This window comes from Micromonospora sp. SYSU B005, from assembly GCF_055362685.1.
Window position 1 is genome coordinate 71,469 of the sequence record NZ_JAXCFU010000012.1, and the last position, 13,021, is coordinate 84,489.

Here is a 13,021-nt window from a genome sequence, read left to right on the forward strand (position 1 = left end):
CGAGCAGGTGTGGTCACACCTCAAGCGCGGCATCGGCAAACCTCGCCGTCCGCGGCGTTGACCACCTCCTGGCGATCGTCAGCAACCGGCTCAAGCACATCCAGTACCGCCCCGACCTACTCGATGGCTTCCTGACCAACACCGGCCTGACCATCGAACCCGACCCAACCTGACCGTTCAAGATCTTTATCTGCTGGAGAGGGAAGCACGACGGCTTCGCCTCGCCTTGCTGGCGCCTCTCGTGCAAATATGCACCTCTCGGCGGCCTCCTTGTGTTAGCCGGGCTGGCGTGGTGTTTGGGGGCGTTGCAGGGAGTCATCGCCTCGGCCCAGCCGCTGACGGACATTGCGCCGCTCACGGCCGACGAGTTCGGGAACAGCACGGATGAGCACCTCGCCGGTCGCCCTTCGGCTGAGGTACCGCTCAACCGCGTGCGTGTCGGCCCCGTTCTCGACGACGATGTCGTCCGCCTCTGCGATCTGTGGCCACCACGATCGTAACGAGCCGGCACAGGCCACCGGATCACGGCGGTCTCGAATGTTCACCCAGGTGGGCACGTCGATCGAGGGAGCGGGAAAGCGGGACCGGACGAATCGCAGCCCGAGCGGTGACCCCAGCGTGAGTAGCAGTGCAACGCCGTGATCCGGGGTACGCCGAAGGTACTCGGCGGCCACCACCGATCCCAGTGAATGGCCGACGAGCACCCGGCATCCGGATGTCACGCTTTCCGTGACGCGCTGGTCGATTTCGGCTTTCAACGCGGCGTCACGCAGGTAGCCGCGTACCTGCCGCAGGGCACCCACGGCCGTGATCGCGGACGCCGACCTGAAGCGGATCCCTAGGGCCCGCAGCAGCACCTGGAGCGGCGTAGGCGTTCGGGTGTAGCCCTTCTCCCCTGCCAGGTCGGCGGCGGCTGCTGCCACGTCCTCCGGTGTGACCATCTCCGAGAGCATCTTCTCGACATCGGCGCGTTCCTCGTCGCTCAGACCGTCAAGTGTGTCTGCCTCCTCGCTGCCCTTGCGCCCTCCGGATGTCCTCGGCGGCAGGTAGAGGTCGCCGTAAAAGGCAAGGTCGAGGTCGACGTGGTCGACGCGACGACCGGTGGCTCGCTCGATGCCGTCCAACAGCGCCGGCCGCCAGTCGGCCAACAACTGATGACGACCGGAGTGGTGCTTTGCGATTCCGTGTACGCCGACGATCAGGGTCACCCGCACTCCTCCAACTCGTCCTCGGACGCCGAGCAACCGTATGCGGCCGCCGTCTCTGGCACGTTCATCGCCCGCACCCGGACGATCGGTCGACCCGCACCGGACCAGACCGGATTCAGCCGCACCCGGCGCTCCGTCCCGGGTGCGAGGTGGAACCACGACTCGGTGGGTTGATAGTCGGCGCAGGTGATGGCGACCCACTGCGCAAGCCGGGTGGCGGCGATGTCGACCTGCCACCCGTCGTCGGTCCGCTGCACCACCGCGTTCAATCCCCCGTCGTAGGCCGGTCGCAGGTGTTCGCCGAGAAGCGCTACCTGCTCGGCGAGCACCACGCCGTCCGCTCCGATCAACCTGACCCGCAGCACATCCCGCATGCGCGGACCGAACCGGTACACGTGGCCGGCGTCGGTAAAGTGGCCCACAACCTCGTCGAGGCGGATCTCGATCCCTTCCCGCGCCGGCACGACGACCTCTGTGGACGCCGATTCGAGCGGAACACCGGCCACGGACCAGAGGCGGATCTCCAAGCGCGCCGCTATCGCCACCTTGGTGTCGTTGCAGGCGATCACGACGAGGCCGTTCAGCCCGTCGTCGCTCACGAGCACGGAGACCGGAGCGAGCACCCGCCGCAGCGCGTACCAGGGCGCCTTGGGAGCCCCACCGCTGTCCGTCAGGCCCCAGCCGGCACCGGGTGCGAGGTCCCGCAGCGTCCAGACCAGCGCGCCGGCGCATCCGGAATTGGGCCGCCGCCACCGCGCGAAGGCCTCCGTCATCAACACGCACGTGACCGCACGGCCGAGGTCGAGGTACCGCTCCGGGTCCTCCATCCGCACCAGCATCGGATCCAGGTCGAAAACCTGGCGCACGTAGTGGTCCCGGACATCCTCGAAATCCCACGAGGCGCCGCGGTCCCTCGGCACACCCGCCTTCCAGGCCGGATGGTGACCTGCGACAGCAGCTGATCCGAACCACCGCTCCACCCCCGGGGCCTCCGGGGGAATGCTCAGTGCCAGGCACTCGGCGGCGAAGCGCACCCCGGCGGTCCGGACGTCCGATAGGGGCCGCAGGTAGGCACCGACCCCGTAGTAGTGAGCGACACCGGACGAGACATCCGTCGGCAGCACACCGCCGGTGGGAGTCGACGGTACGTACGGCACCTCCAGCACACGCTGCCGCAGCAACTCGGGGATCAGCGTGTTGACCGCCGTCACGGCCGAGCGGTCGCGTTGGATACCCAGCAACGCTGGCTGCTGTTCGGTCTCGCTGCCGCCGCTGAGCACGGCGAGGCAGGGTCGACCGGACATCCGCTCGACGAGCTGTGTCACCTCGGCTGCCAACTCCGCGAGGAACCCGTCGTCGTCAGGCGGGTCCAGCGTTGCCAACATGACGTCCTGCCACACCAGCATGCCGACCTCGGTACACAGGTCGTAGAAGGTATCCGTCTCGTACAGCGTGCCCCCGACGACGCGCAGCATGTTGAACCCGGCGTCGCGCGCCAGTTCGATCGTGGCGCGGAGTTGTGCAGTGTCCGCGCGCAGGGAGACAGGGTCCGGTGGCATCCAGCACGCGCCACGGGCGAACAACGGCACACCGTTGAACCGGAGCTGGAAGCCGCCGGCGGAGCGGTCCACGGTGACGTTGCGGAATCCGATGTCGCGCAGCCGGACCTCGTACCCGTCAACAACGACCGAGACCGGGTAGCGGTACGGCAGACCGTGGGTGTGCGGCCACCACGGCCGCACCCGCGGCACCCGTACCCGGGCGCGCAGCGCACCATTGGTGAGGGTGGCCTCGGCGATCGCGTCGCCGACGTGGACCGTTGCCCGCCTCGCCGGTTCCGGCGCCAGGAGCCCGGCCTCCACCACCACCACACCCTCGTCACCGTCAAGCCGGGCCGACAGGTGGTGGCTCACGACGTACGGGCGGTCGACGGCGCGCAGCGATACGGCTCGCCACGGACCCACCGGCGGTGCGCTACCGGCCCAGGCCGGGGCACGCCCGAGCAGTGACGTGCGCAACCAGCGCCACCCCTGCTGCGTCACGAGCGAGGATTTCCAACGCGGTCGAGGGCGCCGGGCAGTCACGAGGGGTAGGGTCGCCCGGCAGCGGATCTCGACCGTGACCGTACGCGGCAGGGCGGCCAGCTCAACGGCATGCGACCGGAACATGTTCTCGCTGTGTAGCACGTGCGTTCCGGCGAGCCAGACGTCCGCCACGGTGGCGAGCCCTTCCACGGTGAGCAACCAACCGGCAGGGCAGTGCACCACATCGATGACGGTGCGCCACCACCAATCGCACCCGTCGAGGTCCTCCCCGGCCACCGGTGCCCTGCCGTTGTCCCTCAGGACCTCGGCGGCGGTGCCCGGCACCCGGGCAAGCATCCAGCCATCGTCGGGTAGATCCTCCGGCGACTCCGCCGCCCCGGGCGGCGACGAGAGCGCCTCCCATTCGGCGACGTCGAGCAGGTTCATCGTGAGACCCTCTCCGCCGCGTGACCGATCGGTGATCCGCCGCCCACCCCAGCTGCCATCGCGGCGAGGCCGTCCGCCCAGCGAGCCGCCATGACCGCTACCGCGGGTCGTGTCTCGACAGCACGGCCGCGAGTGATCCGCGACAATTTGAACTGCAGACTCTTGGCCTCCGCAGCGACGGTCTCGAAGCACTCCGCCGCACGGTGCAGCGGAAGGTCCGCCCGGCCGTGCAGCCAGCGGGCGAACGAGCCGGCAAGCTGCGCCGTCGCGCCACACTGCCGAACGGTCGCGAACGCATACCGGTGGAACATGTCCTCGTTCCACCGCGGCAGCTGAACCAGTTCCTCCTCCAACCGGTGGCCGAGCCGGTCCACCGGGTTGTCGGCGGGCCGGCGTGCAAGGTGCGAGCGCGCCGCCCGGAGGGCCCGCGGCAGTACGTCAGACCGAACGACCCCATCGAGCCGGACCACCTCGACGTACGGGGGAAGGCCATGCCCGCCGCCGTCGCCGGCCAGAAAGAGCCCTTCGAAGTCATCGCCGGACAGATCGTGGTAGCCGGTGTTGTGGAAGTACTCCAGCCGCCTGCCGACACGGTCGACCGCGTTAGGCACGATCGTCGACTTCACGTGCTCGGTGTGATAAGACCGGCCGGAGGTGTCGGGCAGGAACCACGAGTCGACCTCGACCGTCAGCAACCGTCCGGCACCCAGGAAGTGCTCGATGTGGTCGATCAGCGGCCGCCAGAGGGTCACCTCGTCGACAACCAGCCCGAAGACGTCGCGCAGGTCTTCCGGTGGGAACTTCAGGAACTGCCACTGGTCGTCGAGGAAGTCGGCGGACAGCGTCGAGGCAAGTCCCGCGGCAGGGTCAAGGCCGAGCGCGTGGAGCACCTCGACCCACACGTCGAGACTGCAACTGGTCTCGCTCCAGATCTGGTCGCGCCCGTGCAGCGGGTGAGCGACGTGATGCTGTGGGGAGACGGCGAGTACGCGTTTCATACGCCGACCGATCGGCGGACCTGCGCGGGCCAGGCGGTGGGATGGGGTCCGTGCACCCGGAGCAACGCCAAGGCGAGCCGTTCAAGCCCGAAACCGACACAACTCGTGTGTGCGGTCGCCCCGTCGGCACATCTGATGTCGAAGGCGTGACCGAAGCGGTCACGATGGGCGTTGCAGGAGGCCAGGGCGGTGGGGGTGGAACTGTCGCCGTGGTAGAGCTCCGTGACGAGTTCGATCTTCCCGCCGTCTTCCCGCTGATGCGTCGCGAGCAGCTTTCCGGCCCTACCGAAGAAGGGATCGTTCGCCGTGACGGCCCGAACCGGTAGCCGCAGCTCGTGCAGCGCATCCTGTCCGCGCTCGACCCAACGGTCGCGGAACCCCGTCGCGTCGGCCGCGTTGCCGAGGAACAGGAACTCCCGCTGCCGGAACGACTGCATACGGGCCGGGTCCACCGACGGTTCCCGCCGGAAGCAGTGGCCCAACAGGTCGACCCGCCGGCCGGGTCCGGGCAGCTCCCCTCGGAACATCGCAAAGACCGGCTGGCACGCCGCGGAGACCAGCATGAGACCCGCCGGGGCGAGGCAGTCGGTCCAGTGCCGCCGACGCAGCACGGTGTGGTCGCCCTCGTCGCCCTCGTCGCCGTCGAAGCCGTACACGGCTCCGGCGAGCTGCGGAAAGGAGGCGAGGTAGCCGGCGCGGAGGTAATCGTCCGTTCCGCACACCGGGGGCAGGCGCAGATGCAGCGCGTCCTCACTGCTGGTGAGCGTCAGCAGCCACGCATCGACCGCCTGGACGATGGACTCGAACCCGCCGGTGAAGGCGTACAGCCCGTCCGGGCCCAACGGCACCAGGTGCCCCGCCTCCACGAGTGCGGCACGGAAACCGGCCGGTCCACCGTCGTCGATCATCACCACCTCCGCACGGAGAGCAGCAACTGCGCGGTGCCGTTGAGCACCCGATCGTTGTTGACCATGACGAGGCCGCCGTAGGCGTCACGCAGCATCCGCCCCATCGCATACTCGCCCTCTTCCCGGTAACCGGCCATCCCGGTCACCACCAAGGCACCACTCACCACATCGACGCACAGTGCGGAAGCCGACACCTTGAGGTTGTTCATGAAGACTGTATCGTCGGGCGCCGGTGGGGCGACGCCATCACGCTCATCGAGCCGCCGCGCTGCCGCGTACACCAGTTCACGTAGCTGTTGCTGAGCTGCGGACAGTTCGGCCAAGCGGACGGCGCCAACCGGCATCGTCCCGGGAGCCCTTCGCGCCGCCGCCTGGACGAAGCGCGACGCGCGTTCGAGTGCTCCGGTCGCGATGCCGAGCCAGACCGCCGCCCACAGCGTGTGCGCCACCGGCAGCATCGTCGTGGCGAGAATGGTCTCGAAGGAGTCGTCCAGCACCGCGTCGAGCGGCGCGGTGGCACGGAGACGGTACGGCAGGCTCCTGGTGCCACGGAGCCCCATCAGTTCCGGTTCTCCGGTGCGCTGCAGGTCGAGATCATCACGTCGGCAGGCCATGAGTATCTGATCGCTGGGTGGGCCGGTCGGGGTACGTCGCGCCGTTACGAGGATGGCGTCTGCCTCCTCGGCGTAGGAGATCACTCGGGTGCGCTTGTCCACGTGGGCAACGCCGTCACGCTGGTGCACGGCGCACGCGCTGGCCCGGACGTCGCCGCCGCCGTGTTCCGAGGTCGCCGAGCCGAGCAGAATCTGCTGGTCGGCGACCTCTCGGAGAATGTCCCGGAGAACCCGGCTGCGGCCGTGCCGCACGAGACAGGCGACCTGGATCTGGTGCATGGCCAAGATGAGCGCCGTCGATGCGCAACGGCGGGCGAGCACGTCGACGGCCTGAGCGACGTCGGTCACTCCGGCCCCTTCCCCACCCAACGCGGGAGGTACCAGTGCCGACAGCAGCCGCGACTGCCGCAACGCGCCGAACGACTCGGTGGGAAACCGGCCCTCGCGGTCGACAGCCGCAGCCCACGCGCTGGTCACCTCGTCCGCAATCACTGCGGCCCGACCGTGCAGCGAGGCCGGGTCGACGCCGGTGCTGGTCATGCGGCCCCTCCCACCGTGGTTTCCCGCAGGGCGGCCTTGATGGAGGAAATGCTGGTGAAGGTCTGCTTCGTCAGCAGGTGGTCCGGGAACTCGACGTCGAAGGCGTCCTCAAGCGCAAGCATCACACTGACACTGGCCAGCGACGTCATTCCCGCCTGGTACAGGTCGGTGTGCTCGTCGAGCTTCTCGACCGACACCGGTAGGCGGGCGTGCTCTCGCAAGACCCGCCGGATGACGTCCGCCCACGTTCGCCTATTGTCCGTCGACAAGGGCTGCGCTCCCTTCGCCCGAAGGCTCGGTGTGAGCCGGCACGAGGGGCGACCCACCTGGTGTAGGCGCCGGTGCCGTCCACGGCGTGAACGAGAGGGGCCGCTCGGCGGCCGTCCGGGCCCGTGACAGCAGCCTGGCGGTCGGACGGCGGATGAGCAGATCACCGAGCACGAGTGCGTCGAGGTCGCTGCGCAGCAGCGTGTCGACCGCGTCGTCGGCGGTCAGCACGATGGGCTCGCCCGCCACGTTGAAGGAGGTATTGACCAGCACGGGTACACCGGTGCGCTCCCCGAACGCCCTCAGGAGGCGGTAGAACCGGTCGTGGTGGGGATGGACCAGTTGCGGACGGGCAGAGCCGTCCACATGCACGGCGGCCGGGATGTGTGCCCGCGACCCGGCCCGGACCGGCCAGGCCGCCAGCATGAAATCAGCGAGTGCGCTGGGCTCCCCGTCGAAGAAGCGGCCGAACTCGCTGACCGGCAGCGCCGGCGCCAGTGGACGCCACGGCTCCCGGCCCTTGAGCCGGTTGACGTGTGACAGGGCTTGCCACCGTCGCGGGTCGCAGAGGATGCTGCGAGCGCCCAGAGCACGCTGGCCGATCTCCGCGCGCCCCTGCCACCACCCGACCACCAGGCCGTCGGCCAGATGTCGTGCGACGACGTCCGGGACAGACTCGTCGTCAAGCTGCTCCACCTCGAACCCGCTGAGCCGTCGCAGTGGCGGCTTGTCGAGCCCGGGCGGGGTCGGTGCCCAGAACGGGTGCGCGAGCCTCGATGGTGGCGGTGCCACGCCAGCGATCTCACGCTCGGCCAGCAGGGCGGCGCCGAGGCTCACCCCCGCGTCGTGCGGGAACGGGGGCACCCACACCTCGTCGAACAGTCCCGCGCGGTGCAGCCGTCCGTTCGCGGCACAGTTGAGCGCCACGCCGCCCGCCATCACCAGCCGGTCGGCGCCCGTGAGCCGACCCGCGAGCCGCGCCAACGAGAGGATGGTCTCCTCCAGCGCCTGTTGCATGGAGGCAGCGACATCCGCGTACGCCATCACGTCGTCGCCGCTGCCGGCGCTGAAGGGCGGCGTGGCGGTGCGCAGCCATGCGCGGGTGCGGCTGCGGGAGAGCATGAATTGCTGGCGGGCGGGTGCGTCCGGTGGTGGGCTCCCGCGGACGACGTAACCGTCCGGGGTCGCGACCAATGGCACCGACTGGTCGGGCTGGCCGTAGGCGGCCAGTCCCATCAGTTTGCCCGCTCCCCAGTGGGACAGCCCTACCCAGTCGGCCACCCAGCCGTAGAGGTGACCGAGTGACGCCTCGATTCCCCACGTCCTGATCACTTCGATCCCACTGGGTCCGCCTACGGCAAGGCTGGTCGACACCGTCTCTCCGCGGCCGTCGGCGATGAGGATCGCGGCGTGACGAAGGCCGCTGGTGTAGAAGGCGCTCGCGGCGTGCGCGACGTGGTGCTCGACGAATCGCAGATCCACGGTCGTCCGGGAGTCCCACAGTGGGCCGAGCATCCACCGCAGGAACTCGGTGCGGTCGTATCGCACTCCCTCGACCTCGCAGAGACGGGGCACGTTCCATCCAACCGCGATCGTGTGCACATCGCCGAGGCCGATTCCGCCGTGACGGAGGCAGGCGGCGACCGCTTCGGACGGGGATTCGCCCCGCGCGTACCGCTTCCGGCTCAACCGCTCCTGCTCGACCATGGCAATCAGTTCACTGTCGCGGAGCAGCACGGCGGAGCCGTCGTGAGGGCCGGTGTTGACGCCTAGCACGTACCGGCCAGGCCAGGCCGCCCGAGTCATCCCGGCCTGGCAGGGTCGCCGCCGGCGCGGAGCACCGCGCCGAGCCTGCAGAGGTCGCGGATCAGGTCGGGGTCGGCACAACGACCCTCGGGTGGAATTCCCAAGGCCGACACGAAGCGGTTCCAAAAGCACTTCATGGCCACCACCGCGGTCAGCTCCAACAGCTCCTCGTCGTCGACGTACCGGCGCAGCGTGCCGACGACCTCCGGCGGTATCGCCGATGGTGCGAGGACGACCCACCTGGCATACTCCAGCCCCGCCACGACGCGAGCGTCGAACGCGGCAAACGGCGTGGCGAGCGCACGCAGTTGCGCGGCCGTGACCTGTTCCTCCAGCGCGACCGCCGCAGCGTCGTCGACGCAGTACGCGCAACCGTTCAACATGGACGTGTACACGCACAGGATCGCTTGCGTAGCCGCATCCAGCCGGGTCAATGATACGTACATGTGCTCAGCACGAACCGTCGCCTGCCACGTCGGCACCGATCGAGCGACGGCGGCGGTGAGGTTCCTGACCCGTCCCCATCGCTCGATGTCGGCAGCAAACGCCCGACGCAGCGCTGCCGGCATGTCGGCAGCGTCCTGGGCGGCCGTCGAGGCGGTCGTGCCTCCCGTCGCCCGGTTGCCGGGATTCATCGCAGCACCATCGCGGTAACCTCGCGCTCCGCGTCCACGAGGCGCTCCAGCAGGCGGATCACCCGCTGTCGACGGTGACCGACGAGCCGGTCGTCGTACGTGCCGAGCATGTGCACCAGGTACCAGTCGTCGGCCAAGCTCACGAGGCGGTCCCGGACCGGCACCACCTCCGCGACACCATGTTCCGCGAGGTGCCGGAACAGCTTGGCGGCCTGGTAACGCTCTCCGGCGGCCCGGCAGACGTCGATCTGACCGTCGCCGTGTCCGGCCCAGCGGAGAAAGGCCTCCAGCGCAAGCGTGGACCGGGAATGCGTCTGTCCCAGGTGGCGCCGGACCGCGGACAGCACCGCCGCCGGGGACAGTTCCCGGATCGGGTCCCGGGTCAGCGCGTACAGCTTCATAGGCTCGACCCGCCCCTGGCACGGCGCACCACGCATCGTCTCGTAGGCATCACCCGTCACGGTCATCACCTGATCGCCCGATCGCGCGGCGAGGAAACGGACCGCCGTCGGGGTGCGCTCCAGCACGAGGACGGCATGGATGACGTGCCGGTCGGAAGCGAGGTGACCGGGCAGGTGATACTCGTCCACCTCGGCGACGAAGGGGCGACCGGCGGCGGAGAGGTCGAGCTCGCGTGTTCGTGCGGCGCCGGGTTCGCCGAACCTCTCGATCGTGACCACGGCGCCGCAGACCTCGGTCAGCACCTGGTTCCAGGTCATCGCGCCGAACAGGACCCCGGGTCCTCTGAACTGGCAGCCCCACGCCAGCCCGAGAATCTCCGCGTAGTCACCATGACCTCGCCTCTTCAACGCATGAGCCAAGAGTTGCCAGTGACAGGTGGCAATGGGAGCATCTGCCCAATTCGGCCCGTTGAGGTCCGATGCCGCGAGGGAGCGCATCACGTCTCGCCCGCATGGCGTGTCTTCATCTGACCCTCCCCACACAACACTTCCCAGGTCAGGGATCGCAGGACACCGAGGGCTGTCATCTGGCAAGGAACCGCGAGGTATTCGAGTGGCCACATGCAATCGAACTCGTCCTCGAGTGCCATCATGAGATTTACGAGCCCAAATGAATCGACCCCGGCATCGGACATCGCCAGTTCATCCGGCGGAACCGTTTTCACCTGAAGCATCGTCGCCACGACACGATCGAATGCTTGATCAAATGCGTCGCGCGCCGCCTCTGGCTGCACGCTCAACGGAAGTCACCCATCCATCTCGTCGAACAATGAAGGTTGAAGGTCGATGGCGACAACGTGCCGATCCGTGCCGATAGCGACATGCCCCTCCCACAGGTCCACCGCGTATGCGGGTGACGCCTGGGGCAGGCTCAGAAAGCGGCGCGTCTGCACGTCCCAGGCCCGGACCGAAAGATCATCGCTGGTGGACACGATGACGGCCCGGTCCTGGAACGTCCCTATCGCAACACCCCAGACGCCATCTGCATGACCGCGAAGTGTAATCGTTGCCACACCAGTCGTATAGTCCCAGACGCGAATTGTCCGATCCGCACTGGATGCAACGACAACCGTCTTCCCGCGCACGCGGCCGAATCGAACGAACCGCGTACCTCGGGTATGTCCATGAAGCCGGCGGATGAGGTGGCCCGAGTCCGCGTCCCAGATCCAGATGCTGCGGTCGGTACTGGCGGCCGCGATCACCGGCCGTCCGTCCACGGTCTGGTAGGCAACGCCCCAGATCCTCTCCTGCGAACCCTTCAACACGTGCAACGTCCTGCCGTCGAACGCGTCAACGACGCGGACCGTACGGTCGCGACTGCCCGAAACGAGTACCGGCCGCCCGTGAAGGCATCCGGCGGTTACGCCCCACACGCTGCGGGCATGACCGGGGAACTCAGCGACGGGAGCGCCATCCTGCGCGTCCCACAGGCGCACCATCGCGTCGTGGCCACCGGAGAGCACCATCGCACGCCCGTCGACCTCGAATGTGGCCACCGCCAACGTGCCGCCGTTGTGGCCGTGCCACCCCTCCACCAACTCGCCGGTCGTCCCGTCACGAACATGCAGCCGGCCGTCCTGGGACCCGGAGACGATGATCCGCCGCCCGTCGAGCTCGGCGAACGCGACCGACCGGACCGGGCCAGCGTGCACGTCCGGTGAACTGCGCGCCACCGTCGCGGCCCGGCCCCACTGCCAGATGCTGGCGACCCCGCCAGCGGACGGCGCCGGCGGCGCCACGCTGTGACCATCTGCGGGATCCCATACGCGGATCGACCGGTCGGCGCTCGCCGACACCAGCCGCAGCTCATCCCTCAGCATGCGGAAAGCAAGCCCGCGAATGCCGCCGAGATGGCCGTGCAGCACCATCCGGCAGGTGCCGGTCAGGCAGTCCCAGAGCCGAATCGTCATGTCGCTGCTGCCCGACGCGAGCATCGGCACACCGGCCAGCACGGCAAACGCAAGGCTGGTCACACCCGCCTCGTGCTCGGCGAACCGGTGCATGACTTCGCCGGTGACACCGTCCCACAACCAGACCGACTCGTCAGCGTTGCCCGACGCGACGAACGAGCGCTCGCCCGACCGTCCCACCGCCACCGCCATGACGCTGCCGGTGGGGCCGGTCAGGCTGAGCAGGTTCTCCCGGTCGGTCGTGCGCCAGACGTTGACCACCCGATCCAGGCCACCCGACACCACCACGGGCACTCCGGCGAGGTCTCCGGCGGTCAGCGCGGACACCGCGTCCCGGTGGGCGTGCCACTCACCGAGCAGCGCGCCGGGCTCCATGCGAAGGCTGCGCAGCATGCCGTCCTCGCCACCGGCGATCACAACCAGTTCCGTACCGTCCTGCCGGGTGACGCACGTGACGGGCGAGGCGGTGGGCGCGCGGCTCAGCAGCATGCCCGAGTCCGGATCCCACAGTCGCACGGTGCCGTCCGCGCTGCCCGACACGAGTCGCGGCGCACCCGCCACAGTGACCAAAAGCAGCGCCGGGATGCTCTCGTGGTGCGCCTTCCAGTCCAGGAGCTGCCCCGCCGTGTCGACGCTCCACGTCTGGATGTGGTGGTCCTCGGTGGAGGTGACCAGCAGCTCGCCGGTGTCGAAGTCCGCGGTGGCCAGCGCCGAGATGTCCTGTGAACCGATCTGAGGCCGTTCCAGTACGGCGGCCTGCCGACCGGCGGTGAACAGCAGCCGCCACGGGAGATAGGCGGCATAGGCGCTCGCATCGAGTCGACGGCCCAGCTCCTCGCTGGCGTACTCGAGGTCGAGATTGACCACCCGCTGTACGAAGGTGCCGCCGACCCGCGACGCCCCGAGCCGCATGTAGGCCCGCACGACACCGCTCACCGCTGGATCGGAATGCGCGGACAGCGACGGCAACTCCGGCAACAGCCGCTCCGGATCCACCGCCCCCAGAAATCCCGCGTCCTTCACCAGATCGGCGAGAAGGTCACCGCTCGATGCGTGAGTCGGCAGGTGTTGCCGAATGTAGGCGTTGACGCCGAGCCAACCGAGACTGGCCTGCCGGACGTAGGCAACGAGCAGGTCAGCGATGCGACGTTGGGTGCCATCATGCGGGTCCACAACGGTATCCTTCCGAAGAGCACGCCGTCA

The 13,021-nt window shown here is 68.8% G+C and carries 11 protein-coding genes; all 11 read right to left on the minus strand.

Translation table 11 applies throughout. From position 1 onward, the window contains the following. Nucleotides 1-275 precede the first annotated feature (275 nt). Entirely contained in the window at nt 276-1,208 is a 933-nt protein-coding gene (locus SM452_RS24030) for an alpha/beta fold hydrolase (RefSeq protein WP_463840750.1), read from the minus strand. Continuing rightward, entirely contained in the window at nt 1,205-3,679 is a 2,475-nt protein-coding gene (locus tag SM452_RS24035) for a glycosyl hydrolase 2 galactose-binding domain-containing protein (protein ID WP_463840751.1), read from the minus strand. Before SM452_RS24035 ends, SM452_RS24030 begins: the two co-directional genes overlap by 4 nt. Next, entirely contained in the window at nt 3,676-4,677 is a 1,002-nt protein-coding gene (locus SM452_RS24040; RefSeq protein ID WP_463840752.1) for a DUF1839 family protein, read from the minus strand. Before SM452_RS24040 ends, SM452_RS24035 begins: the two co-directional genes overlap by 4 nt. Continuing rightward, nucleotides 4,674-5,543 (minus strand): class-II aminoacyl-tRNA synthetase family protein, encoded by an 870-nt coding sequence (locus SM452_RS24045; RefSeq protein WP_463840753.1) that lies wholly within the window; start codon nt 5,541-5,543, stop codon nt 4,674-4,676. Before SM452_RS24045 ends, SM452_RS24040 begins: the two co-directional genes overlap by 4 nt. 41 nt (nt 5,544-5,584) lie before the next feature. Beyond that, nucleotides 5,585-6,739 carry an acyl-CoA dehydrogenase family protein gene (locus tag SM452_RS24050; RefSeq protein ID WP_463840754.1) on the minus strand — a complete coding sequence of 385 codons (1,155 nt, stop codon included), beginning with the start codon at nt 6,737-6,739 and terminating at the stop codon, nt 5,585-5,587. Beyond that, nucleotides 6,736-7,065, minus strand: coding sequence for an acyl carrier protein (locus tag SM452_RS24055; RefSeq protein WP_463840755.1), 330 nt, complete (start codon nt 7,063-7,065; stop codon nt 6,736-6,738). Before SM452_RS24055 ends, SM452_RS24050 begins: the two co-directional genes overlap by 4 nt. Next, complete coding sequence (locus tag SM452_RS24060) at nt 6,992-8,743, minus strand: carbamoyltransferase family protein (protein ID WP_463840756.1); 1,752 nt, start codon at nt 8,741-8,743, stop codon at nt 6,992-6,994. Before SM452_RS24060 ends, SM452_RS24055 begins: the two co-directional genes overlap by 74 nt. Nucleotides 8,744-8,808: 65 nt before the next feature. After that, on the minus strand, nt 8,809-9,447 hold the full coding sequence (locus tag SM452_RS24065) for a carboxymuconolactone decarboxylase family protein (protein WP_463840757.1): 639 nt from the start codon (nt 9,445-9,447) through the stop codon (nt 8,809-8,811). Next, a complete protein-coding gene (locus SM452_RS24070) occupies nt 9,444-10,346 on the minus strand; it encodes a hypothetical protein (protein ID WP_463840758.1) in 903 nt (300 codons plus the stop codon). Before SM452_RS24070 ends, SM452_RS24065 begins: the two co-directional genes overlap by 4 nt. Then, nucleotides 10,346-10,648 carry an acyl carrier protein gene (locus tag SM452_RS24075; RefSeq protein WP_463840759.1) on the minus strand — a complete coding sequence of 101 codons (303 nt, stop codon included), beginning with the start codon at nt 10,646-10,648 and terminating at the stop codon, nt 10,346-10,348. The genes SM452_RS24070 and SM452_RS24075 overlap by 1 nt, the downstream gene beginning before the upstream one ends. A gap of 6 nt (nt 10,649-10,654) precedes the next feature. After that, nucleotides 10,655-12,991 (minus strand): WD40 repeat domain-containing protein, encoded by a 2,337-nt coding sequence (locus SM452_RS24080; RefSeq protein ID WP_463840760.1) that lies wholly within the window; start codon nt 12,989-12,991, stop codon nt 10,655-10,657. Nucleotides 12,992-13,021 lie beyond the last annotated feature (30 nt).